The organism is Nocardioides baculatus, from assembly GCF_016735675.1.
In the GTDB taxonomy this organism is placed as follows: Bacteria; Actinomycetota; Actinomycetes; order Propionibacteriales; family Nocardioidaceae; genus Nocardioides; species Nocardioides baculatus.
Genome location: NZ_JAERSG010000003.1, coordinates 497,285 through 520,561, shown reverse-complemented (window position 1 = coordinate 520,561; position 23,277 = coordinate 497,285). Strand labels below are relative to the sequence as shown.

21 protein-coding genes are annotated in these 23,277 nt (G+C 73.0%); 13 read left to right on the top strand and 8 right to left on the bottom strand.

Translation table 11 applies throughout. The features are described from left to right. The first annotated feature begins 84 nt into the window (after positions 1–84). The 10 genes from JI751_RS12145 to JI751_RS12100 all read left to right on the top strand — a co-directional run bounded on the left by JI751_RS12145 (position 85) and on the right by JI751_RS12100 (position 15,244). Positions 85–306, top strand: coding sequence for an MBL fold metallo-hydrolase RNA specificity domain-containing protein (locus JI751_RS12145; RefSeq protein WP_307814154.1), 222 nt, complete (start codon positions 85–87; stop codon positions 304–306). A gap of 104 nt (positions 307–410) precedes the next feature. Beyond that, a complete protein-coding gene (locus JI751_RS12140; protein WP_201936534.1) occupies positions 411–1,352 on the top strand; it encodes a universal stress protein in 942 nt (313 codons plus the stop codon). Between the two features lie 22 nt (positions 1,353–1,374). Beyond that, positions 1,375–2,325, top strand: coding sequence for a universal stress protein (locus JI751_RS12135; RefSeq protein ID WP_201936532.1), 951 nt, complete (start codon positions 1,375–1,377; stop codon positions 2,323–2,325). 129 nt (positions 2,326–2,454) lie between these two features. After that, positions 2,455–3,894, top strand: a complete 1,440-nt coding sequence (locus tag JI751_RS12130; protein WP_201936530.1) for a cytochrome ubiquinol oxidase subunit I — start codon at positions 2,455–2,457, stop codon at positions 3,892–3,894. 18 nt (positions 3,895–3,912) lie between these two features. Next, positions 3,913–4,926: a cytochrome d ubiquinol oxidase subunit II gene (gene cydB / locus JI751_RS12125; protein ID WP_201936528.1), complete on the top strand. Its 1,014-nt coding sequence runs from the start codon at positions 3,913–3,915 to the stop codon at positions 4,924–4,926. Next, on the top strand, positions 4,923–8,234 hold the full coding sequence (cydD, locus tag JI751_RS12120) for a thiol reductant ABC exporter subunit CydD (RefSeq protein WP_201936526.1): 3,312 nt from the start codon (positions 4,923–4,925) through the stop codon (positions 8,232–8,234). Before cydB ends, cydD begins: the two co-directional genes overlap by 4 nt. A gap of 39 nt (positions 8,235–8,273) precedes the next feature. After that, positions 8,274–9,446: a M48 family metalloprotease gene (locus JI751_RS12115; protein ID WP_201936525.1), complete on the top strand. Its 1,173-nt coding sequence runs from the start codon at positions 8,274–8,276 to the stop codon at positions 9,444–9,446. Continuing rightward, the gene (locus JI751_RS12110; protein ID WP_201936523.1) at positions 9,446–14,524 is read left to right on the top strand and encodes an AAA domain-containing protein; all 5,079 of its coding nucleotides are present in this window, start codon (positions 9,446–9,448) and stop codon (positions 14,522–14,524) included. The genes JI751_RS12115 and JI751_RS12110 overlap by 1 nt, the downstream gene beginning before the upstream one ends. A 52-nt stretch (positions 14,525–14,576) precedes the next feature. Then, complete coding sequence (locus tag JI751_RS12105) at positions 14,577–14,858, top strand: ArsR/SmtB family transcription factor (RefSeq protein WP_201936521.1); 282 nt, start codon at positions 14,577–14,579, stop codon at positions 14,856–14,858. Beyond that, complete coding sequence (locus JI751_RS12100; RefSeq protein WP_201936518.1) at positions 14,855–15,244, top strand: VOC family protein; 390 nt, start codon at positions 14,855–14,857, stop codon at positions 15,242–15,244. Before JI751_RS12105 ends, JI751_RS12100 begins: the two co-directional genes overlap by 4 nt. Here the strand turns inward: JI751_RS12100 and JI751_RS12095 are convergent. The 6 genes from JI751_RS12095 to JI751_RS12070 are packed head-to-tail and all read right to left on the bottom strand — an operon-like array spanning position 15,234 to position 19,782. Then, positions 15,234–16,019, bottom strand: coding sequence for an urease accessory protein UreD (locus tag JI751_RS12095; RefSeq protein ID WP_504739128.1), 786 nt, complete (start codon positions 16,017–16,019; stop codon positions 15,234–15,236). The genes JI751_RS12100 and JI751_RS12095 overlap by 11 nt on opposite strands. Next, on the bottom strand, positions 15,988–16,740 hold the full coding sequence (ureG, locus tag JI751_RS12090) for an urease accessory protein UreG (RefSeq protein WP_201936511.1): 753 nt from the start codon (positions 16,738–16,740) through the stop codon (positions 15,988–15,990). The genes JI751_RS12095 and ureG overlap by 32 nt, the downstream gene beginning before the upstream one ends. Continuing rightward, positions 16,733–17,398, bottom strand: coding sequence for an urease accessory protein UreF (locus JI751_RS12085; RefSeq protein ID WP_201936508.1), 666 nt, complete (start codon positions 17,396–17,398; stop codon positions 16,733–16,735). The genes ureG and JI751_RS12085 overlap by 8 nt, the downstream gene beginning before the upstream one ends. Positions 17,399–17,401: 3 nt before the next feature. After that, positions 17,402–19,099 (bottom strand): urease subunit alpha, encoded by a 1,698-nt coding sequence (locus JI751_RS12080; protein ID WP_201936506.1) that lies wholly within the window; start codon positions 19,097–19,099, stop codon positions 17,402–17,404. After that, a complete protein-coding gene (gene ureB / locus JI751_RS12075; protein ID WP_236666075.1) occupies positions 19,092–19,427 on the bottom strand; it encodes an urease subunit beta in 336 nt (111 codons plus the stop codon). Before ureB ends, JI751_RS12080 begins: the two co-directional genes overlap by 8 nt. A 52-nt stretch (positions 19,428–19,479) precedes the next feature. Next, complete coding sequence (locus tag JI751_RS12070) at positions 19,480–19,782, bottom strand: urease subunit gamma (protein ID WP_201936504.1); 303 nt, start codon at positions 19,780–19,782, stop codon at positions 19,480–19,482. A gap of 337 nt (positions 19,783–20,119) precedes the next feature. On the opposite strand from JI751_RS12070, the gene JI751_RS12065 reads away from it, so the two are divergent. After that, complete coding sequence (locus JI751_RS12065; RefSeq protein ID WP_201936502.1) at positions 20,120–20,728, top strand: DUF1684 domain-containing protein; 609 nt, start codon at positions 20,120–20,122, stop codon at positions 20,726–20,728. Positions 20,729–20,762: 34 nt separating this feature from the next. Here the strand turns inward: JI751_RS12065 and JI751_RS12060 are convergent, their stop codons facing one another. Continuing rightward, entirely contained in the window at positions 20,763–21,050 is a 288-nt protein-coding gene (locus JI751_RS12060) for a winged helix-turn-helix transcriptional regulator (protein ID WP_307814149.1), read from the bottom strand. After that, a complete protein-coding gene (locus tag JI751_RS12055) occupies positions 21,047–21,451 on the bottom strand; it encodes a VOC family protein (RefSeq protein WP_201936499.1) in 405 nt (134 codons plus the stop codon). Before JI751_RS12055 ends, JI751_RS12060 begins: the two co-directional genes overlap by 4 nt. Positions 21,452–21,565: 114 nt before the next feature. Here JI751_RS12055 and JI751_RS12050 point away from each other — a divergent pair, with 114 nt between their 5' ends. After that, positions 21,566–22,102, top strand: coding sequence for a SigE family RNA polymerase sigma factor (locus JI751_RS12050; protein ID WP_201936496.1), 537 nt, complete (start codon positions 21,566–21,568; stop codon positions 22,100–22,102). Next, complete coding sequence (locus JI751_RS12045) at positions 22,099–23,277, top strand: hypothetical protein (RefSeq protein ID WP_201936492.1); 1,179 nt, start codon at positions 22,099–22,101, stop codon at positions 23,275–23,277. The genes JI751_RS12050 and JI751_RS12045 overlap by 4 nt, the downstream gene beginning before the upstream one ends.

Genomic DNA, 23,277 nt, shown 5'->3' with positions numbered 1-23,277 from the left:
GCTGCGACCGGTCGCGGAGGACGCGTCCGGGACGAAGGACAGCTGGCCGAGGGCGCCCGGCAGGTCAAGATCCACGGCCGCTACGTGCCCGTGCGTGCCGAGGTCGTGACCGTGCCCGACTTCTCGGTGCACTCCGACGGCACGGAGACCATCGAGTGGCTCGGTCATGCTCCCCGAGCGCCGCAGACCGTCTACGTCGTCCACGGCGAGCCCGCGTCGGCCCAGGCCCTCGCCGGCCGCATCGCCTCGGAGCTCGGCTGGACGGCTGTCGTCCCCACGCCCGGTGAACGTGTGCTGCTCGACTGATCGGGCCGTTCGTCCCTCGACCCACGTCCGTCCGGCACTGCCCTGCGGCTGCGGAGCGCCGCAGGCTGGTGGTGCACGAACGACACCCGGGAAGGGTCACCACCATGTCGAACGCGAGTCGCCCCACCCACCGCACGCACGACCTGGTGGTCGGCGTCGACGGAACGCCGGCAGGCGCCAATGCGCTCCGGTACGCGATGAAGGAATCCGCGCTCAGCGGTGGAACCGTGGAGGTCGTCCACGTGGTCCCCGACTACGCCCCCCTTGCGGGCATGTACCCCATCGCGGCGGCCGAGCTCATGGAAGCCGGCCGCGCGGCTCTCGAGACGACGCTCCGCGAGGTCGGCACCTCGACATCGGGCGCGAGGGTGGTGACGCTCCTCAAGCGCGGGGCAGTGGTGAAGACGCTGGCGACCGCCGGGGAGCACGCCCTGGAGATCGTCGTCGGGAGCGACCGTCGCCCCGTGAGCAGCCGGCTGTTCACCGGTAACGTGTCCACCGGCGTGGCCGCCAGTGCGGCCGTTCCGGTCGTGTCCGTCCCGGAGACCTGGTCGGCCGAGCGCGAGACGGGCACCGTGCTGGTCGGCGTCAAGCGCTACGACCAGAGCGACGCGCTGCTGGCCGAGGCGTTCGAGGTCGCCCGCCGTCGCGGCAGTCGACTCGTCATCCTGCATGCCTGGCGGTTCCCGTCGGCGTACGACGCCGTCATCGTGTCCGACCCGGCCACGCTCGCCGAGTGGGGTGAGCGCGCGCAGTCGGAGCTCGAGGACCACCTCGCCCCCTGGCGGCAGAGCCACCCCGACGTCGCGGTCGAGCTGCGGTGCCGGCACGACCACTCGGCGCAGGCCCTGGTGCATGCGTCCGCCGATGCCGACGAGCTGGTCATCGCGCGCAAGGCACACGGGTTCCCCGCGGCCGCGCACCTCGGGTCCACCGCTCGCACCGTCCTGCTGTACGCACACTGCCCGGTCCGGGTCGTCCCGCGAGTCCACCAGTCCGTGACCCCCGACCTCGAGCTCGAGGCGTCGGGCAGCGAGCTGACGTGACCACCCACGAAGGAGCACGATGATGAGCGCCGACGAGAACGCACCCACGCATCCCGGGCCAGGCTCGGTGGTGGTCGGGGTCACCGGCCCCGGCCGGGAGCGGGCCGCGCTGCAGTTCGCGGCCGACACCGCCCGACGGGAGGGTCGTGACGTCGTGCTCGTGCACGCCTTCCACCCCGCGCACCCGGCTCCTCCTCCAGGCGTCCTCCTCAGCTATGCCGATGCCGCGGAGGTGGGTGACTGGGTGGTCAGGGAGGTCGGCGACGAGTTCAGGGACCTGAGCGCGGGGTCCGTCCCGTTCACCTCCGTGGCCGTCGGCGGCGCTCCCTGGCGGGTGCTCGGTGACCTCGCCGTCGACGCCCGCATGCTGGTCGTCCAGCACCGGCACTCCCACGGCTTCGCCCGACTCGTCACCGGTCACACCGTGACGGGAGCTGCGTCGCGGGCTGCCTGCCCGGTGGTGTCCGTCAACGAGGACTGGGAGCTCGCGGGCACGGCCGGCGAGGTGGTCGTCGGCGTCCACGACGACGGCTCTCCGGCCGAGGCCCTGGCCGAGGCACTCGCCTGGGCCGAGGCCGCCGGCGCACCTGTGCGCGTCGTCCACGGATGGCGGCTCGACGCGGTCTACGACGACGTCATCACGGCCCGGGCCGCCGCCGAGTGGCGCGACGAGCGACGAGCCGTCATCACGGAGGCGGTCGGCGCCCTGCGCTCCCGCCACCCCGGCGTGGACGTCGAGGTCGAGGTGCGCCACCAGTGGCCCGCCGACGTGCTCGTCGACGACTCCCGGGTCGGCCGTCTCGTCGTCATGGGACGGCACGGCCGGGCCCCGTGGGGCCCGCACCACCTGGGAGCGGTCGCGCGAACGGTCCTGCGCGAGTCCCGGTGCCCCGTCATGGTCGTCCCGGTGCACGTCGCGGAGGTCGAGCCGGACTGGGGTCTCACGGCTGACGAGGTCTCACCGCAGACCTGACCACGGGACCAAGGTCCCGGGTCGAACGGGAACTTGGACCGTGCTGCGCCCCGCGAGCGATCCCTAGCGTGGAACCCGGCCGCGGATGTCCGCGACCGAGGACAGACGTGCCGACAGGAGACCCCGCCCGTGGACCCGACCGACATCGCCCGGTGGCAGTTCGCCATCACCACCGTGTACCACTTCTTGTTCGTCCCGATCACGATCGGGTTGTCGGCGATCATCGCGGGGTACGAGATCACCTGGCTCCGCACCGGCAACGACCAGTGGCTCCGACTGACGAAGTTCTTCGGCAAGCTCTTCCTGATCAACTTCGCCATCGGCGTGGTGACCGGCATCGTGCAGGAGTTCCAGTTCGGGATGAACTGGAGCGACTACTCCCGCTTCGTCGGCGACGTCTTCGGGGCGCCGCTCGCGGTCGAGGGGTTGCTCGCGTTCTTCCTGGAGTCCACCTTCCTCGGCCTGTGGATCTTCGGCTGGGACCGGCTGCCGGCCAGGCTGCACGCGGCCTGCATGGTGCTGGTGCACCTCGGCACGCTGTTCTCGGCGTACTTCATCCTCGCCGCCAACTCGTGGATGCAGAACCCCGTGGGCTTCGCCTACAACCCCGACACCGGTCGCGCCGAGATGAACGACTTCGCGGCCGTGCTGCTCAACAAGGTGCAGCTCGTGACGTTCCCGCACGTGGTCCTGGCGGCGTACATGACGGGCGCGGCCTTCGTGGTCGGCGTCGCGATGTGGCAGCTCGGGCGACGCTCCTCCGACGGCGACCGCCCGATGTACCGGCTGGCGGTCCGCACCGGTGCGGCGATCGTGCTGGCGTCGGGCATCGGCGTCGCGATCACCGGGGACTTCCAGGGCAAGATCATGACCGACGTGCAGCCGATGAAGATGGCGGCAGCCGAGGCGCTCTACGACACCGAGGCGCCCGCGGACTTCTCGCTGTTCACCCTCGGCACCCTGGACGGCGAGAAGGAGACCTTCTCCGTCACCGTGCCCGGACTGCTGTCCTTCCTCGCGACCGGGGACACCCAGGGTGAGGTGAAGGGCATCAACGACCTCCGGGCCCAGTACGAGAAGACCTACGGCCAGGACCCCGGTGCGGCCTACTACTCCGAGGACGGCTACACACCCGTCATCCCGGTCACCTACTGGACCTTCCGCCTGATGATCGGGCTCGGCGTCCTGGCGTCCGTCATCGCGGCATGGATCCTGTGGATCACGCGGGCCGGGCGGTCGCCGGCCGGCAGGCGGACCGTGTGGGTGGCGATGGCGCTGCCCTTCCTCCCGCTGTTCGCCAACTCCTTCGGCTGGATCTTCACCGAGCTCGGCCGACAGCCGTGGGCCGTCTTCGGGCTGATGACGACCGATCGAGCAGTGTCGCCGGGCGTCAGCACCGGTGAGGTGCTGACCTCGCTGATCGTGCTGACCGCCGTCTACGGCGTGCTCGCCGTGATCGAGGTGCGCCTGCTGCTGACCTACATCGCCCGCGGCGCCGACCCCCTGCCCGAACCCACCTCCGACGTCGACGAGCCCGGCAACGACCGCCCGCTCGCCTTCGCCTACTGACCCGAGAGCGAGATCCCCGTGGAGCTCACGACCGTCTGGTTCATGCTGATCGCCGTCCTCTGGATCGGCTACTTCGCCCTGGAGGGCTTCGACTTCGGCGTCGGCCTGCTGCTGCCGGTGCTGGCCAGGAACGACACCGAGCGCCGCGTCATGATCAACACGATCGGACCCGTCTGGGACGGCAACGAGGTGTGGCTGCTGGTGGCCGGCGGTGCGACCTTCGCCGCCTTCCCCGAGTGGTACGCCACGCTGTTCAGCGGGTTCTACCTGCCGCTGCTGCTCATCCTGGTCGCGCTCATCGTGCGCGGGGTCGCGTTCGAGTACCGGGCCAAGCGGGACGACGACCAGTGGCGCAGCCGGTGGGACGTGGCGATCTTCGTCGGCTCGCTGGTGCCGTCGGTGCTGTGGGGCGTGGCGTTCGCCAACATCCTGCGCGGGGTCCCGATCGACTCGGACCTGGAGTACGTCGGTGGCTTCTTCAACCTGCTGAACCCCTACGCGCTGCTCGGCGGTGTGATGACGCTCCTGCTGTTCCTCACCCACGGCGCGCTGTTCATCGCGCTGAAGACCGACGGCGAGATCCGGCACCGGGCGCGTGCCCTGGCCCTGCCGGTGGGGGCCGCGGCCGCGGTCGCCGCCGTGCTGTTCCTCGGCTGGACGCAGCTCGAGACCGGGACCGTGGGGTCGGCCGTGGCCTTCCTCGGTGCGGCGGCCGCGCTCCTCGCGGGGCTGGCGGTCACGGTCCGGGGTCGTGAGGGATGGGCGTTCGTGGGCACCTTCGTGGCGATCGCCCTCGGGGTGGCCGGGCTGTTCCTCGCCCTGTTCCCCGACGTGATGCCGACGTCCCTGGCCACCGGGACGAGCCTGACGACCACGAACGCGGCAGCCACGGCGTACACGCTCCGGATCATGACGGTCGTCGCCGTCATCTTCACCCCGCTCGTCCTCGCCTACCAGGGGTGGACCTACTGGGTGTTCCGCAAGCGGATCGCCACCCACCACATCCCGGCAGCCGTCGGCGCCGGGCGGTGAGGCCGGCCGACCCGCGCGTGCGAACCAGGCTCGTCCCTGCGCGTGGGCCACTGGCCGGCGTGGCCGCGACCGGTCTGGTCTCGGGGCTGCTGGTCATCGCGCAGGCGTGGGTGGTGGCGGGTCTCGTGGTCGCTGCCCTCGACGGGGACCAGGTCCGGGAGTGGGGGGCGGCAGTCGTCGTCGTGCTGCTGGCACGCGGCCTCGTCGGAGCGGCGGGTGAGTGGCTGGCTGCGCGCGCCGCCGCGGCCGTGGGCACCTCCTTGCGGAGCGACCTCGTGGCCGCGGCCGTGCATCGTCCCCGATCCGGCAGCAGCGGCGAGGTGGCCGTCCTGGTGACCCGCGGGGTCTCGGCGTGCGAGCCGTACCTCACCCGCTACGTGCCGGCGCTCGTGCTGGCCGCGGTGCTCCCACCGCTGGCAGTGGTGGCGATGGCGACGCAGGACCTGCTCAGCGCGGTCATCGTCCTGGCGACGCTGCCCCTCGTCCCGGTCTTCGGCGCGCTCGTCGGGCTCGCGACCCGTGACCGGGCGGCCGAGCAGTGGCGCGCGATGGAGGCGCTGTCGGGCCACTTCGTCGACGTGGTGCGCGGCCTGCCGACCCTGGTGGCGCACCGCCGAGAGCGGGTGCAGTCGGGCCGCATCGCCGAGGTCACCGACCGCTACCGCATCGCGTCGCTGCGCACCCTCCGCATCGCCTTCGCGTCCTCGGCCGTCCTGGAGCTGGTCGCCACGTTGTCGGTCGCACTCGTCGCGGTGACGGTGGGGGTGCGGCTCGCGCAGGGATCGCTCGACCTGGGCACCGCGCTGGTCGTCCTGCTCCTCGCGCCCGAGGCGTACTGGCCGCTGCGCCGGGTCGGCGCGGAGTTCCACGCCGCCGCCGAGGGAGCCGCCACGTTCGAGGCCGCGGACCGGCTGCTGTCGGCCCAGGGCAGCGGGGACCTCGACGCACCGGCCGAGCCGGGCGCGCCCCTGGTCCTCGACGGGCTGACGATGACGTATCCCGGTCGCACCGTGCCTGCGCTGGCACCGGTCGACGCCCGGATCCCGGCGCGCGGGGTGACGGCTGTGACCGGCCCGTCCGGGTGCGGCAAGTCCACCCTGCTGGCGGTCCTCGCCGGGCTCGAGCCCGCCACGGACGGCACGATGACGTCCCACGGATCTCCCGTCGGCGGCGCATCGTGGCAGTCCCAGGTCGCCTGGCTGCCGCAGCAGCCGCAGTTCGTGGCGGGGTCCATCGCCGACAACCTGAGGATCGTCCGTCCGGACGCGACCGACGCCGACCTGTGGGCCGCGTTGCGCGAGGTGGCGCTCGAGCTGCGGGTCCACGAGCTCCCTCGCGGCATCGAGCAGCCACTGGGCGAGGACGGCGCCACACTGTCGGCCGGTGAGCGCGCCCGGCTGGCGCTCGCGAGGATCGTGCTCGCGGACCGACCGTGGGTCCTGCTCGACGAGCCCACGGCACACCTCGACGAGCTCACCGAGCGGGTGATCGCCGACGCCGTCCTCGCGCTCGGCCGTCGCAGCTCGGTGGTCGTCGTGGCACACCGCCCGATGCTGGTGGCGCTGGCCGATCGACGGCTCGAGCTCGCCCCGCCCGCCGCCGGGCCGCGCGACCGGGTCGCCCGGCCCGCGGTCACCGCGGCCGCTCCCGCCGGACCGGCCCCGGACACGTCGTCCAGATCCGACGAGGAGCCCGCGGCAGCGGGGTTCGCCGCCAGCACCGTCATCGGTGCCCTCGCCTCGATGTCCGGTGTGGCCCTCACGGCGACGGCCGGCTGGCTGATCGTCCAGGCCGCCAGCCAGCCGCCCGTGCTGACGCTGCTGGTCGCCGTGGTCGGCGTGCGCGCCTTCGGCCTGGCCCGACCCGTCCTGCGCTACGTCGAGCGGCTGCGCGCGCACGACGCCGCGCTCCGGCTGCTCGGCCGCCGTCGAGTCGAGGTGTACGACGCCCTGGTCCCGCTGGTGCCCGCCCGGCTGGGGCGACGACGCGGAGACGTGCTCAGCGCCGTGGTCGACGACGTGGACAGCGTGGTCGACCGTCAGCTGCGGGTGCGGATGCCTGTGCGCCAGTTCGTCCTCGTGGCCGCGGTCGCCGCGCTCGTCGCGACGCTCGTCCTGCCGGTCGCGGGCGCGATCGTGCTCGCGTGCTGCGCGATCACCGGATCGGTGGGCTACCTCCTGCCCCGGTGGGGCGCACGCCGTGCCGAGCAGATGCTCGTGGAGCTCCGGTCCCGGCTGTCGACCGAGGTGCTCGAGTCCGTCCAGGTCGCCGAGGAGCTGCTCATGTGGCAGGCCACCGCACGCGCCACGGACCGGATCGCCCGTACCGCCCGTGCTCTCGGTCGAGCAGGAAGTGGCGCGGCCGCCTGGACGGGCGCTGCGCGGGCCGCCGCCCTGCTCACGACGGGTGTCGCGATGGCCTTCATCGCAGCGCTCGCCTCGTCCGCGGTCGCCGGCGGATCGCTGACGGGTCCGATGCTGGCCCTGCTCGTGCTGCTGCCGCTCGCCCTCGCCGACGTCGCCCTCCCGCTGACCGACGCGGGCGCGCTGTCCGTGCGGACGGCCGCCGCCGAGAGCCGGCTGCGCACGCTCGAGCGCACGGCCCCGGCCGTCCGTGACACCGTGGCCCACGGCACGCCCTCGGGGCACGACGTGACCGTCGAGCGGGCACGAGCCCGGTGGGCGCCCGGGGGTGCGCTCACGGAGGAGCTGTCCGTGCGCCTCGCACCGGGGGAGCGCGTCGCGGTCGTGGGACCGTCGGGTGTGGGGAAGTCGACCCTGGCTGCCCTGCTGCTCCGCTTCCTGGACCCCTCCAGCGGAAGGGTCGTGCTCGGCGGGTGTGACACCCGGTCGATGCTCCTGGCGGACGTGCGCCGGACGACCGGTCTGGTGGACGACCACCCGCACGTCTTCTGCACCACACTGGTGGAGAACGTGCGCCTTGCGCGTCCCGGAGCCACCGACGCCGAGGTGGAGGCCACCCTGCGGCGGGCGCGCCTCGGCGACTGGTTGGACGCTCTCCCCGACGGGATGCACACGTGGCTGGGTGACGGGCACGCCGCCGTCTCGGGTGGCGAACGCGCCCGGATAGCGATCGCCCGGTCGCTGCTGGCCGACCAGCCGGTGCTGGTGCTGGACGAGCCGACCGCCCACCTCGACAGCGCGACGGCGTCCGAGCTCGCCCGGGAGCTCCTCACCAGTGACCGTGACCGCTCGGTCCTGTGGATCACCCACGGGACCGTCGGCCTGGACCTGGTGGACGGCGTGGTCGACCTCGCCGAGCCGGCGCGGGGCCCGATCCACCGGTGAACGGCATGGTGCGCCGAACGAGCACCTAGGCTGTCCCGCGTGCTCCGCGAGCTGAAGCCGTTGCCCTACCACTCGGCGGTGACCACGATCCTCGAGGGCGAGCACCCGAAGGCGTTCGCCGCCCTTCGCTCGGGCCCCATCGGCGGTGACGACCTCGACCAGGCACTGCTGCGCTCGACCTACCGGCTGGACCCGACGAGCCATCCCGAGGCGCACGCCCAGCTGACGCGCGCGGCCGGGGCACTGGGCGTCACGGTGCCCGTGGAGCTCTACGCGGGGGAGTCGGCCGACAAGCCCAACGCCGAGCTCGTCTTCGTGCCCGACCGCGCGATCGTCGTGCTGACGGGTGGGCTGTCCGACCTGCTCACGGGTGACGAGCTCTGCGCGGTGATGGGCCACGAGCTGTCGCACCACGTGCTCTGGTCGTCCGACGGCGGACGCCACCTGGTCGCCGCGCGCCTGCTCGAGGCGAGCGAGACCGACGCCCGGACGAGCGGGGAGCACCTCGAGACCGCGCGCCGGTTCCGGCTCGCCACGGAGCTCTACGCCGACCGCGGCGCGCTGCTCGCGACCGGGACGGTCGAGCCCGCGGTCGGCGGCCTGCTCAAGCTGGCGACCGGGATGCGGCAGGTCGACCCGGCGGCCTACCTGCGCCAGGCCGCCGAGGTCGACCTGACCTCGGGCAGCGCCGGCCAGACCCACCCGGAGAACGTGCTGCGCTCGTGGGCGCTCCAGCAGTGGCACGACCACGGCGACGAGGCCGAGGAGGCGGTCGCGGCCGCGATCGGCCCGCCGCTGGACCTCGCTGCGCTCGACCTGCTCGGCCAGGATGCGCTGCACGAGCTGACGCGTGAGCTGGCCCGCGAGGCGATGCAGGTCGAGGGCCTGCGGGCGCCCGAGTCGATCGAGATGGCGGAGCGGTACGGCGCCGTGGTGCCACCGACAGCCACCCCGCTCTCCGAGCTGACCGACGACGACCTCGGCGCCCTGCCGCCCGACACCCGCCGCTACCTCTGCGCGGTGCTGGCCGACCTCGCGACGAGCGACCCCGACGCCTCGCGCACGGCGCTGTCCGCGGCCGTCGCGGTTGCGATGGTGAAGAAGCTCGACGGCGACCTGGTGAAGTTCCTCGTGGCCGAGCTCGGTCTGGGCGACCGCGAGCGGACCGCCGTGGTCGCCGGCGCCCGCGAGCTCCTCGCAGGGGTGGCGTGATGCGCGACCTCGTGCTCCGGGCCGTCGAGCTCGGCGGGCTGCCCGTCGACGACGTCCTCGCGTCGACGCTCCCGTTGATGGAGCAGGTGGCCGCGGCGCACCAGCTCGGCAAGGTCGCGCCGCTGCGCGGTCTCGGGCAGCTCCGGCTGACCGAGGACAACCGGATCGAGTTCGACGACGCAGCCGCGAGCGCACCGCAGCACCACCGGTCGGCGATCCACGAGGTCGAGCGCGAGCTCGCCTCGGCGGGCCTGGACGTCCGGCGCGGGGGAGACCAGCTGCTCGACCTGGCCAGCGGTCGGCGTACGGCCACCACGCAGGCCGCGACCGAGGGCACCCGGGCCCGGCTGGTGCCGGGCTGGCAGCGGTGGGAGCACCAGGTCGGTCACCACGACGAGCTCACCGACGTCGCGAGCGTCGGCGAGCTGCTCGCCGCCCTCCTCTGCGGGCTCGACCTCGCCGACGAGGACCACGTGCTGAGCCTCGAGCAGCACCACCGCAACCTCTTCGCCCTCGCGCCCGGGCTGCACCCGGTCGTCGCCGGACTGGTGACCTCGATGATCGAGCCGGACCGTCGCCGCCGTGCCCAGGACCTCGGCGACCTCATCGAGCGGCTGCGCACCTACCGCGACCAGCCGGAGGACTTCGACCTCGAGCGGGTCCTCGGCTCCACCGGCGACCGCGACCGGCGCACGGTCGTGCTCGAGCACCTGCGGGACCGGTTGTTCGACCTCAGCCGTCGCAACCCGCTCCTCCACTTCCGCAGCACCGGTCGCACGCTCAACCTGACGCAGGCCTCCGTGCCGCTGGTGCTCGACGTCCGCTCCATCCGCGCCGAGCAGCTGTTCACCTGGGGCGGCCCGGCCTCGCGCCGCCTCGTGGACGGCAAGACGGTCGAGCTCGGCTCCGTCGTGCGCTGGGACGACGCGCCCTACGCCGAGCAGGCACTCGACGCCGTCCGCTCCCAGGCGCAGCGCGACCGGGCGGAGTACGGCCAGGACCAGCTCCGGGTCGTGGTGGCGTTCCTGCGGTGGCACGACGTGCACGACGACCCCGACGTGCCGATCCTGTCGCCGCTGGTGCTCGCCGCCGCCGGCCTGACGAAGGCCCGTGGGGTCCGGCAGTCCTACAAGCTCCAGCTGGTCGATCCCACGCAGGCCGAGGTCAACCCGGTCCTGCGCCACCAGCTCCGCAGCAGCTACGGCTTCGACCTCCCGCTGACGGTCGACCTCACCGACCCGGGCGCGGTCGACGCCCTCCGCGCCGACATCGAGCGCCAGGCGCAGCAGACCGAGCGCGGCGTCTCGGTCGTGCTGGTCGACCGGCCGCGCATCGACCTGATCCGCTCCCGCGCGCAGGTCGCCCTCCAGGCCTACCGCCGGCGTCGCAGCGGCAGCCGGCCGAGCATCGGTCGTCGGCACTACGCCTACTCCTACACCCGACCTTCGTGGCAGCCGCTGGGGATCCAGATCTTCGAGGACCGCCTCGTCCGCTCCCCGCTGGCGCTCGGGGTCGAGCTCGGTGACGCGCCGGCACCGCGCACCCAGGCGGCCGGCGAGGTCGAGCAGGAGCTCTACACGCTGTCGGAGGGCGAGACCAACCCCTATCGCTGGGAGGTCGACCTGTGCGCGGTGACCCTGGCGAACTTCAACTACCGCACGCTCAGCCTGGTCCGCGACTACGACGCCCTGCTCGAGGCGCCGCGGGCCCAGCCGGTGTTCGACGAGCTGTTCTCGACCGAGCCGCGCGAGACGCCAGCGGCGACGGCGCCGGTGGAGCCGCAGGACCGCTACCTCGTCGTCACCGCCGACGACTCGCAGATGGCCGCGATCGCCCAGGCGCGCGCCGAGGACACGTTCGTCATCCAGGGCCCGCCCGGCACCGGGAAGTCGCAGACGATCACCAACCTCGTCGCCGACTACCTCGCCCGCGGAAAGCGGGTGCTGTTCGTCTGCCAGAAGCGGGCGGCGCTCGACGTCGTGCACGCCCGGTTGCGCTCGCGGGGCCTCGACGAGATCTGCACGCTCGTCCACGACAGCCAGGCGGACAAGAAGGCGTTCGTCCACGGCCTGAAGGACACCTACGAGGCGTGGACCGGGTCCGAGGAGGACATCGCCCTGCTCGAGGGGGAGCGGGACGCCCTCGTCAGTGAGCTGGTCGGCATCCGGGCAGAGGTCGAGAGCTACGACGACGCGCTGGTCGGGCAGGGGCACGACGCCCGGGGGAGCCGGGTCGTCGACCACCTCGACCGGCTGGTCGCCCTCCGCGAGTCCCGCTGGGGCGACGACCTGCCGGCCGACCTGCTCCAGGTCGTCCCCGCGCCGGACGCCTGGAGTGCGGCCCGGCCGGCGGTCGACCGGCTCGGCGACGCACTCGCGCGCACGGGCCGCGACCGCGTGCTGGCCCGTACGCCGCTGGCCGCGATCCGGGGGGACGTGCTTGCCGAGGCGCGCGCCGAGGTCGCCGTCGCGTCGGCGGCCGAGGCGGCCACCGGCTCGTTGGGCCGCGTGCTGGGGCTGCTCTCGACCGCGGGCGGACCCGAACCCGGCTCCCTCAGCGTCGCGCAGGTCCGCGAGGTCGCCGGGCTCCACGCCCTGCTCGACCCGCTCGCCCGCCGTGGTGCCCTCGGCGTGCTCTCGGGCCGGTCGACGGCTGCGACCGAGCTGACCGCTGCCCGGCGGCACCAGGGCGAGGTGCACGCCGCCGCGGCGTCGGCGGCCGAGGCGGCCTCCCGGTGGACCGAGCCCCTCCAGCCCGACGACGCCGTCGACGCGCTCGACGTCGCCCGCCGCAAGGAGGATGCGGCGTTCCGGTTCCTCAGCGGCGAGTGGCGTCGCGTGAAGGCGATGGTCGAGCGCGGGTGGACCGGCGCCCCGATGCCGGCCAGCCAGTCGCTCGGCCTGCTGGTCGCCCAGCACACCTCGTACGCCGCCGCGGTCGCCGCCGACGCCGAGGCCGAGCGCGCCTACGGTCACGTCGACCTGGGCGCGCTGGCGGACGCCCTCGCCGCGGCCCGCCGGCTCGAGGAGCCGCTCGCCCCCTGGCGCGACCTGCTCGCCTCCAGCGACGACCGTGCCCGCGAGGCGCTCGACGACCTGGCCCACGGCCTCGCCCGGCTCGACGAGGACCTCGCCGGAGTGCTCGACGTGGAGCGGCTGACGATCGACGCCGCCCTGGCTGTCGCGGCCGACCTTTCCTCGCCGGCGGGCCGCGACTCCGTACGCGCCGCTGCACCGTCGCTCCACGACATCGCGGCACAGCCCTCGGTCCACCGTGCGCTCCAGGTGCTCGACGCCGAGCCGGACCAGGTCGAGCACGCCGTCCTCACGGCCTCGCTGCGCGCCGCGCGGGCGAGCCACCCCGAGCTCGACCGGCTCGACGGTCGCCGGCTCGGTGACCTCGTCGACCGGGTGGCCCAGCTGGAGCCGGCCCTGCACAGGGCGAACGCCGCGGTGGTCGTCGGGCGCCTGCGTCACCGGTTCCGCGAGCTGGTCGAGCACAGCGGCCGCAGCGTGACCGGCATGGACGACGCGCAGCGGGCGACCAAGAAGACGTGGAGCACCGGTCGGCGCGAGCTCGAGCACGAGTTCGGCAAGGTCCGCGCCTACCGCTCGATCCGACAGCTGGCCAGCGGCGAGTCGGGCGAGGTGGTCGCCGCGCTCCGCCCGGTGTGGCTGATGAGCCCGTCCTCGCTGAGCGACACCCTCGAGATGGCGGGGTCGTTCGACGTGGTGGTGTTCGACGAGGCCAGCCAGGTGCCAGTGGAGGAAGCGGTCCCGGCGCTGCACCGGGCCGGCCAGGCGATCGTCGTGGGCGACCGCATGCAGCTGCCGCCGACCCGCTACTTCCGGAGCAGCGGCCCGGGTGTCGACACCGAGGTCGACGACGGCACCGACGACGAGGCCGCCGCGCAGGTCGGCGTGGTGCTCGACGCCGACAGCTTCCTCACCGTCGCCTCGACCCGGCTGCCGTCGACGATGCTGCTCTGGCACTACCGCAGCCGCTACGAGGCGCTGATCCAGTTCAGCAACGCGGCCTTCTACGAGGGTCGGCTCGCGACCGTCCCGGACCGGGTCCCGATGGCGGAGGGTCGACCCCGCCTGACGGTGACGAGAGGTGAGGCGCCCGACCCCGAGCAGGTGCGGACGACGACCGACGCGGTCCTGGACCGCAGCATCAGCGTGATCCGGGTGAGCGACGGCGTCTACACGCGGCGGACCAACCCGGCCGAGGCCCGCTGGGTCGCCGAGCTGACCCGCGACCTGCTGCTGCGTGGCACCGGGCTCACCCTCGGCATCGTCGCCTTCTCGGAGGCCCAGCAGACCGAGATCGAGAACGCCCTGGCGGCACTGGCCGACTCCGACCCCGCCTTCGCGGTGGCCTACGAGACCGAGGTCGACCGCGAGGAGGACGGCCAGACCGTCGGCCTGTTCGTGAAGAACCTGGAGAACGTCCAGGGCGACGAGCGCGACGTGATCATCATGAGCGTCTGCTACGCCCGCGGCTCCGACGGGCGGATGCGGATGAACTTCGGTCCGATCAACAACAGCGGAGGCGAGAAGCGGCTCAACGTCATCTTCAGCCGCGCCCGTCAGCACATGGTGCTGGTGAGCAGCATCGAGCCGTCGATGATCGTCAACACCTACAACGACGGGGCGGCGTCCCTGCGCGGCTTCCTCCAGTACGCCGACGCGGTGTCCGAGGGCGACCCCGCGGCCATGCGGTCCGCGCTGGGCTCGTGGCGCCAGCCCGGGGCGGGCACGGGGGAGACGCCCGACCTCGTCGACCAGCTCGCCGCGGCACTGCGCGGCCGCGGGCTCGACGTCGCGCTGTCGGTCGGCCAGTCCGGCTTCCGGTGCGACCTCGCGCTGCGCACCGCCGGCGAGCCCACCTGGCACACGGCAGTCCTGGTCGACCACGCCGCACGCGTCGACCGGGCCTCCGGCGAGCAGCGGCGCACGATCCAGCCGGCCGTCCTGCGCTCCGCCGGCTGGAAGGTCGAGCAGGTCCTGGCCACCGACTGGCTCGACGACCCCGACGCCGTGGTCGAGCGACTGGTGCGCAGCGTCGGATCGTGAGCCTGGACGACGTCCATTGACAGGCAAGTGACTACTTGCCTATTTTCGGGGAGTGGCGGACATCTTCAAGGCGCTCGCCGACGGGACCCGCAGGGCCCTGCTCGACGAGCTCCTCGAACGCGACCAGCAGACCCTCTTCGAGCTGTGCTCGCGGCTGGCGATGAAGCACGACCTCACCCCGACCCGGCAGGCGGTCTCGCAGCACCTCGACGTCCTGCAGCAAGCCGGGCTGGTGGTCGCCGAGCGACGAGGTCGCTACAAGTTCCACACCATCAACACCGCACCGCTCGCGCAGATCGCGGAGCGGTGGCCGACACGGAAGGCGGGCTCGTGAAGCTCCAGACCATCAGCATCTTCGTCGACGACCAGCAGCGGGCCGTCGACTTCTACACCGGAGTGCTCGGCTTCCAGGTGACGGCGGACGTCCCCCTGGGCGAGCACCGGTGGCTCACCGTCAGGCTCGGGGACGGCCCCGACGCCACCGAGGTGTCGCTCGAGCCCAAGGGCCATCCCGCGGTGGCTCCGTTCACCGACGCGCTGGCAGCCGACGGCATCCCCTGGTGCGTGCTCGGCGTCGACGACATCGAGGCCGAGCACGCGCGCCTCACCGGACGCGGAGTGACCTTCACGCAGCCCCCGACCGACGTGGGCCCGGTCATCGTCGCGGTCCTCGACGACACGTGCGGCAACCTGCTCCAGCTGGCCCAGCTCACCGGCTGACCTGCTCCCGGGCCGTGGACCACGCGTCCTGCGCCACCGTGCGGTGCACCTCGTCGCCCAGGCGGCGCCACCACGTGCCACCCGCCTCGAGGTCGTAGCGGTCCTCGGTCAGGACCTCCGCCGGGAGGTCGAGGCCCAGGGCCAGCACGGAGGCGACCACCCGGTGCAGTCCGAGGACTCCCCGCGCGGTGGACGGGTCGACGGCCAGCTCCTCGACCACGAGGGGTGACGCGTCCTGGTCGACGACCTCGAGCCGCTGCACCATGCGACCGCCCGGCTCGCCGTGGCGGCCCCGGACGAGGGTCTCCCGGAGCGCCAGGCGCGCCCCGGTCCCCACGCGCACCCGGGTGTGTCGACGGACATCGGCCCCGGCGGCGAGGACAAACGGCTCCCCGCCCCAGACGAGTCGCGCGTGGTCACCGAGCGTGACGTCGACGTCCCAGCGAGCCGTGCCGCCCCTCATGTCGTACGCCACTGTGCCGCCGGGCTCCACGAGCTCGAGGCCGGCGCCGGGTCCGACCTCGACGACGAGCTCGACCTCGTCGTCGGCGAGGAGCAGCGCCCCCTCGGGCACGAGGCACACCCGCGCGGACGTGGTCGTCGACGACAGGAGCACCGGTCGGAGACGAGGCCTCGACGGGTCACCCGACGTCCGGGTGTGCACCCGGACGCGACCGTGCGGATGGAGCTCGACCCGCACCGTCGTGCGCGAACCTGCGGCCGTGCCGGCGTCCCCGACGTGCTCAGGAGGTCGTGCCGAGAGGGAGATGGTCATGGTGCTCCGTCAGGTGGCGGTCATCGCCGTGGTCGTGGCTGTGGCTGTGGCTGTGTCGGGCCATCGGGCCCGGGTCCGCGGGCACGAGCGTCCCCGTCCGTTGCCGGTGGAGCTGGCCGCGGACCCAGGTGACCAGCCGGTTCACCGAGGCACGGTCCGAGCGCGAGAGCCCGATCACGACGCGTCCGTCACGGGCGAGGGAGGCGTCGGCCACCATCTGCTCGTGGTCCACGCTGACGTACGGCGCCAGGTCGGTCTTGTTGACCACCAAGAGGTCCGCGCGCTCGATGCCGGGACCGCCCTTGCGTGCCACGTCACCACCGCCCGCGACGTCCAGCACGAAGACCTGGGCGTCGACCAGGGCCGGCGAGAAGGTGGCGGTGAGGTTGTCACCACCGGACTCGATGAGCACCAGGTCCAGTGGCGCGAACCGCTCCTCGAGGTCCTCGACGGCGATCAGGTTCGCCGTGATGTCGTCGCGGATGGCGGTGTGCGGGCAGGCTCCCGTCTCCACGGCCTCGATCCTGGCCGGGTCCAGGACGCCCGCGGCCCGCAGGAAGCGGGCGTCCTCGTCGGTGTAGATGTCGTTGGTGACCACGGCGATCTCGAGCTCGGCGGACAGCTCGCGACACAGCAGGGCGATGAGTGAGCTCTTGCCGGTGCCGACCGGTCCGCAGACACCGAGCCTCAACGTCCGGCGGGTCGGGTGGGGTTCAGGCACTGAACAACCTCCGGGTCGTGCGGGCGTGGGCCTCTGCCCACGCCTCGATCTGGGGTGCCCCGCTGGCGGGGATGTCCTCGGCGAGCGCCAGGTGTGCGAGGTCCGCGGACATGACGTCGATCGCCGGCAGCGCGCGGAGCACCCACGCGGCGACGTCGGAGGGGTCAAGGGGGAGGAGCTTCAGGGCGGCCGAGGCCACGGTCTGGACGTCGTCGTAGCCGACCAGCCGCGCCAGCTCGCGCGCAGGGAGGTCGCCCGCGGCCGCCACGGCGCCCAGGGCCACGGCCCGCGAGGCCCGGGGCACGCCCGAGACCGTCGCCACGGCGGCGTCATCGGGCCACAGGGTGCGGGCCAGGCGCAGGAGTGCCCGGCCCTGGGCGCGCGACGTACGTCGCATGGCCGGGCTCGGCGTTCGCGCGGCCCACGCCGCCTCGACGACGGACGTCGACAGCCCGGCGCGCAGGTGGTGCCGCGCGACCACGGCCGTGGCCGCCTCCACCCGGGCGATCGTCGACAGCCGGGTCGCGACGTACTGCTCGACCTCGTCGGGCGCCAGCCCCAGGCGGAGCGCCGGTTCGAGCCCGGCGGACTGGGTGTGACCGGCCACGGGCAGCCGGGCGTCGGCCAGCAGCATCAGCAACAGCTCCGCGGACGCCATGGATCAGAACATCGCGTAGAGCTGGGCGAGCGGGAGTCGCTCGGCCGGGGCGGGCTCGACCAGCTCGCCGTCGATCGTGATGGCGAATGTCTCGGCGTCCACCTCGATCATCGGCAGCGCGTCGTTGTTGACCATGGCGGCCTTGCCGACCTCGCGCGTCGGTCGCACGCCGACCAGCCGTCGTCGCAGGCCGAGCCGGTCAGCGAGTCCGTCGGCGATCGCGGCCGGGGCGACGAACGACACGGCGTGGTCGGCGCCGGTGTCCGCGACGAGGGTCGGACGCATCAGCACCGGCTGGGGGGTCGGGATCGATGCGTTCGGGTCACCGAGCGCGCCCCAGACGAGGGCTCCGCCCTTCATCACCACCGACGGGCGGATGCCGAAGAACCGCGGGTCCCAGAGCACGAGGTCGGCCATCTTGCCCGGCTCGACGGAGCCCACCTCGTGGTCGATGCCATGGGCGATGGCCGGATTGATCGTGTACTTCGCGACGTACCGGCGGGCGCGGGTGTTGTCGGCCGGACCGCCGAGGTCGCCCAGCCGGTGCTTCATCACGTGCGCCACCTGCCAGGTCCGGCAGATCACCTCACCGATCCGGCCCATCGCCTGGGCGTCCGAGGACGTGATGGACAGGGCGCCGAGGTCGTGCAGCACGTCCTCGGCGGCGATGGTGGTCGCGCGGATCCGTGACTCCGCGAAGGCGAGGTCCTCCGGCACGCGGGGGTTGAGGTGGTGGCACACCATCAGCATGTCGAGGTGCTCGGCGACGGTGTTGACCGTGTGGGGGAGCGTCGGGTTGGTCGACCCGGGGATGACGTGCGGGTGGGAGGCGATGGCCAGGATGTCGGGCGCGTGCCCGCCGCCAGCGCCCTCGGCGTGGAAGGCGTGGATGCCTCGTCCGGCGATGGCGGCGAGGGTGGACTCGAGGTAGCCGGCCTCGTTGAGGCTGTCGGAGTGGAGCGCGACCTGGAGGCCGTGCTCGTCGGCGGCGCGCAGTGCGGCGTCGATGGCAGCCGGGGTGGCGCCCCAGTCCTCGTGCACCTTGTAGCCTCCGGCTCCGCCCAGCGCCTGCTCGGCCAGGGCCTCCGCGCCGACGGTGTTGCCCTTGCCCATCAGCAGGACGTTGAGCGGCAGCGAGTCCAGCGCCCGGTGGACGGTGCCGAGGTGCCACGACCCCGGCGTGACCGTCGTCGCCTTCGATCCTTCCGACGGCCCCGTGCCCCCACCGCCCACAGTCGTGATGCCGGTGGCGAGCGCCTCGTGCAGCTGCGACCGGGAGAGGAGGTGCACGTGGATGTCGATGGCGCCCGCGGTCAGGATCTTCCCCTCACCGGAGACCACGTCGGTGCCGGGTCCGATCACGAGGTCCGGGTGGACCCCGTCCGCGATGTCCGGGTTGCCCGACCTGCCGAGGGCCACGATCCGCCCGTCGCGCACACCGACGTCGGCACGGACGATGCCCCAGTGGTCGAGGACCACCACGTTCGTGATCACGGTGTCGAGAGCGCCCGCGGCGCGGGTCCTGGTCGACTGGGCCATGGACTCGCGGATCGACTTCCCGCCGCCGAAGACCGCCTCCTCCCCGCCGAAGGTCAGGTCCTGCTCGACCTCGATCCACAGGTCGGTGTCGCTGAGGCGGACCTGGTCACCGGCGGTCGGCCCGTAGAGCGCTGCATAGTCGGTCCGGCTGATCTCAACCATTGCTCACCGGTCCGTCCTTCACCTGGATGCCGGGCACCAGCCGATGGCCGCGGAGGGCGACGATCGCGACCTCGCGGGAGGCGCCCGGCTCGAAGCGCCGGGACGTGCCCGACGGGATGTCGAGCCGGAACCCCGTGGCCAGCTCCCGGTCGAAGGCCAGTGCCTGGTTCACCTCGGCGAGGTGGATGTGGGAGCCGATCTGCACCGGCCGGTCACCGGTGTTGACGACGACCAGCGTGCGACGCTCGTCCTCGCCGCGGTCGGCGTTGAGGACGAGGCGACCCTCGCCGAGGCGCATCGCACCGGGCCCCTCCGAGCGCGTCGACATGGTCGGTCTCCTCACGTGGTCGTCGTGGTGGTGTGGTCGTCGCAGGCGTGGATCAGGCGATGGGCTGGTGGAGCGTGACGAGCTTGCGTCCGTCCGGAAAGGTCGCCTCGACCTGGATGTCGGTGAGCATCTCCGCCACGTCCGGCATGACCTGGTCGCGCGAGAGGACCTCGCGGCCGCTCGTCATCAGCTCGGCCACACCCACGCCCTCACGGGCGCGTTCGATCACCCACGTGCTCAGCAAGGCGACGGTCTCGGGGTGGTTGAGCAGGACGCCGCGAGCCAGCCGGTCGCGGGCGACCATGCCGGCCGTGGCCAGGAGCAGCTTCTCGACGTCGGCGGGAGTCAGGTGCACGACGACCTGCTCGCCACGCCCACCACCGCGTCAGCCTGCACGGCTGTCCCACCGCAGCGCGGAGCACCGGTGGCCGGCGGCGGTGCACCGGGAGCACACCACGATGGACCCGACGACGTCGGGATGCCACACGATCCTCGGCCTGCACCCTCCGCCCGAGCTCATCGACCTGGCAGGGACGATCAACGGCTGTTGCACCCGGGACTCGGCTCGTGGAGTTCGCACCCGGTCGATGATGGACCAGCGATGATTCAGCCGTGTTACGCCGGGTGACGCGCGCGTGACGTCTGGCTGTGCTCGGAGACCGGCTCCTGGCGGACCCTGCGAGAGTGGCGTGGTGCCCTCCATCTCGTCAGCCCTGACCCTCGCCGACTGGCGCGCCCGCGTCGCGTCCCTCTACGAGGCCGTGCGGGCCGCTGCCGATCCAGCCGAGGGGCATCGAGCCTGGCGCGAGGGCCGGGCCGACCTCTTCGCCCACCACCCGCAGAGCCCCACCGCCGGCGACCCCGAGCTGAGGGAGCGTGGCGTGGACTACTGGCCGTACGACCCGACACTCCGCTTCACGCTCGAGATCGAGCCGGCCGACGCCGACGAGCGGGACGTCGACGGTGGTGACGACGGCTCGGTCACGCTGCACCGGGTCGGCCTCGTCCGACTGCCGGAGCCGCTCGGCGGCACCCTCGACGTGTGGTGGCTGCACCAGTACGGCGGCGGGCTCTTCGTGCCCATGCGCGACGGCACCGCGGGCGACGGCAGCTACGGTGCCGGGCGCTACCTGCTCGACACGGCCAAGGGTGCGTGGCTCGGCGGTGACGAACAGAACCTGGTCCTGGACCTCAACTTCGCCTACCACCCGTCCTGCCGCTACGACGACCGGTGGCGCTGCCCGCTCGCCCCGGCCGGCAACACCATCGCGGCCCGCGTCGAGGCGGGGGAGCGGATGTGAGCAGCTGATCGATGCACCCACGCCCTGGTGACGATCAGCCGGTGGTGTGCCCGTCGCCCCACCGCGCGAGCGCGGCGATGGCGTCACGGAGCGCGAGCCCGCGCTCGGTGAGGACGTACGCCCGGGTGTTGTGGTGCAGGGGGATGCGGGAGAGCACGCCTGCCGCCTCGAGCTCGCGCAGCCGGGTGGCCAGCATGTTCGTCGGGACGCCGAGGTCGCGCTGGAGGTCGCCGTAGCGCTGCGGTCCGTCGAGCAGCCGCTCCACGATGAGCAGCGCCCACCGGGCCCCGACGACGTCGAGCGCCGTCGCGAGGTTGCTCACGTGGCGGGGGCGTCGTCCGGCTTCATCCAGAACGGCGAGTAGTGGTAGCCGTCCGGGTCGTCGAACTGGCGTTGGTACATGAACGGGTAGTCGTCCGTGTCGCCGACGCGGCCGCCCGCGGCACCGGCGCGCTCGACGAGCTCGTCGACCGCCTCGCGGCTGGGCAGGTCGAAGGAGACCGTGACCTTCGACGGGGTGTCGGGTCCGCCGACCAGGTCCTCGACGCCACCGACGCTCGCGTACATCTCGCGGCTGCCGAGCATGACGTACTGCTCGGGCGCGAGGGCGAAGCACGACACGTTGTCGTCCGACATGTCGGTGTTCAGGGTGAAGCCGAGGGCGCTGTAGAAGGCGGTCGCGCGCTCGACGCTCGCGACGGGGCAGGTGATGAAGAGGCTCATGGGAAGCGACACTTGCAAAATACAAGTAAGACGTCAAGGATGCGGTCCGAACCTTTGGTCGCTCCGGGAGCGTCGTGTTGAGTGACCACCCGTCACCCGTTCTCAGGAGCACAGATGCCTCGACGCGATCCGGCGGCCTTCGCCGAGTTCGTCGCCGCACGCTCGGCCGCCCTGCACCGCACGGCGTACCTCATGGTCGGCGAGCGCCAGCTCGCCCAGGACCTGTTGCAGGAGGCGTTCGCGAAGACCTACGTCGCGTGGCCGACGTTGCGGGACCCGGCCAAGGCGGAGGCCTACACCCGCAAGGTGATCACCACGACCGCGATCTCCTGGTACCGCCGCAAGTCGTGGCAGGAGCGGCCGAGCGACACGATCCCCGAGACGGCCCACGACGGGCACGCCGACGAGCTCACCCAACGTGAGTGGGTGTGGTCCGCGCTGCAGGACCTGCCCCCGCGGCAGCGGGCCTCGATCGTGCTGCGCTACTACGAGGACCTCACCGAGGCCCAGACCGCCGCCGCCCTCGGGTGCGCCGTCGGCACCGTGAAGAGCCAGGTGCACGCGGGCCTGGCCACCCTCCGCAAGACCCTCGACTCCCGCGGCGGGCACCTCGACCTGCTCCCCGCCGACCTGACGGTGGTGAACCGATGACCGGACTGCTCAAGGACGTCATGCACGACCGCGCCGACTCCCTCGACGCACCCGACCTCGACGTGGCTGCCATGATCCGCGACGGCGACCACCACCTGCAGCGCCGTCGCACGATGGCCGTCGTCGGTGGCGCGGCGGCGGCAGTGCTCGCCCTCGTCGCCGGGATCGCCGTGCCGACCCTGGTGGCCGGCGACTCCCGCGAGCCGGACGCCGCGACCCCGGTGGTGTCCTACGACCTCGCCTACGCCGTCGGCAGCACGATCCACGACGGCTCGCGCACCGTGGAGACGGACGTCGCGATCAGCGGGCTCGTGCAGGCACCCAGCGGGTACGTCGTCGTCGACCGGCAGGGTCGCGTGCTCACCGTCGTCGACGGCGAGTCCGAGACGGTCGGTCGACTCGCGGACGCCGGCCGGGGGCGCCTGGTCTCGGACGACGACGTCGTCGCCTGGGTGGATGCGGCCGACGGCGGCACGGTGAGCGTGCTCGACCTCGCCACCGGCGACCGTACGGACGTCCCCGTCGCGGACCTCCCCGGCGAGCCGGTCGCAGCCGAACCCGGCAGCGTGGACGCCGCAGGTGCCGACATCGCGGCCGTCGACGGTCGCACCGTCTACCTCTCCGACGCGCGGGGCGTGCTGGCCTGGGACGTGCTCGACGGCGAGGACCCTGTGCTCCTGCCCGCTCCGGACGGCGTCGATGTCCAGGTGCTGCAGGTCGAGGAGGGCGAGATCCTCCAGGTGGCGCGCACCTTCGAGCCGCAGGAGGTCGACGGGTCCACGACGATGACGCAGGTCGAGGAGCTGCGGGTCGGCCCCGACCTCCTCGACACCCGCGGCGTGCCGGGCACGGGCGGGGCGCTGTCCCCGGACGGGCAGCGGGCGGTGCTCTGGACGCGGGCGTCCCCGCCGGACGGGCTCAGCCACTACGAGACGGTGGTGGGCGACCTCGGGGGAGGCACGTGGACGCCGGTGGCACCAGGGTCCTACGACGGTGTGCAGGGCTACCAGTGGCTGGATGCCGACACCTTCGCCGCGGCGGCGACGGTCAGCACCGACACCTCCGCCCGCCAGGACCTCCTGACCTGCGAGGCCGACACGGCCACCTGCACCGTCGCGCTGCGCGGGGGTGGCGCCGACCGGCCCGTCGTCGCCACGGGCCGGGTCTCCGGCTGA

Excerpts from the sequence above, each read along its gene's own strand:
- JI751_RS12110 (WP_201936523.1), top strand. The coding sequence starts at position 9,446 with ATGCGCGACCTCGTGCTCCGGGCCGTCGAGCTCGGCGGGCTGCCCGTC.
- JI751_RS12050 (WP_201936496.1), top strand. The coding sequence starts at position 21,566 with ATGCCTCGACGCGATCCGGCGGCCTTCGCCGAGTTCGTCGCCGCACGC.
- JI751_RS12085 (WP_201936508.1), bottom strand. The coding sequence starts at position 17,398 with ATGGCGTCCGCGGAGCTGTTGCTGATGCTGCTGGCCGACGCCCGGCTG.
- JI751_RS12055 (WP_201936499.1), bottom strand. The coding sequence starts at position 21,451 with ATGAGCCTCTTCATCACCTGCCCCGTCGCGAGCGTCGAGCGCGCGACC.
- JI751_RS12045 (WP_201936492.1), top strand. The coding sequence starts at position 22,099 with ATGACCGGACTGCTCAAGGACGTCATGCACGACCGCGCCGACTCCCTC.
- ureB (WP_236666075.1), bottom strand. The coding sequence starts at position 19,427 with ATGTCGACGCGCTCGGAGGGGCCCGGTGCGATGCGCCTCGGCGAGGGT.
- JI751_RS12135 (WP_201936532.1), top strand. The coding sequence starts at position 1,375 with ATGAGCGCCGACGAGAACGCACCCACGCATCCCGGGCCAGGCTCGGTG.
- JI751_RS12140 (WP_201936534.1), top strand. The coding sequence starts at position 411 with ATGTCGAACGCGAGTCGCCCCACCCACCGCACGCACGACCTGGTGGTC.
- JI751_RS12080 (WP_201936506.1), bottom strand. The coding sequence starts at position 19,099 with ATGGTTGAGATCAGCCGGACCGACTATGCAGCGCTCTACGGGCCGACC.
- JI751_RS12095 (WP_504739128.1), bottom strand. The coding sequence starts at position 16,019 with ATGACCATCTCCCTCTCGGCACGACCTCCTGAGCACGTCGGGGACGCC.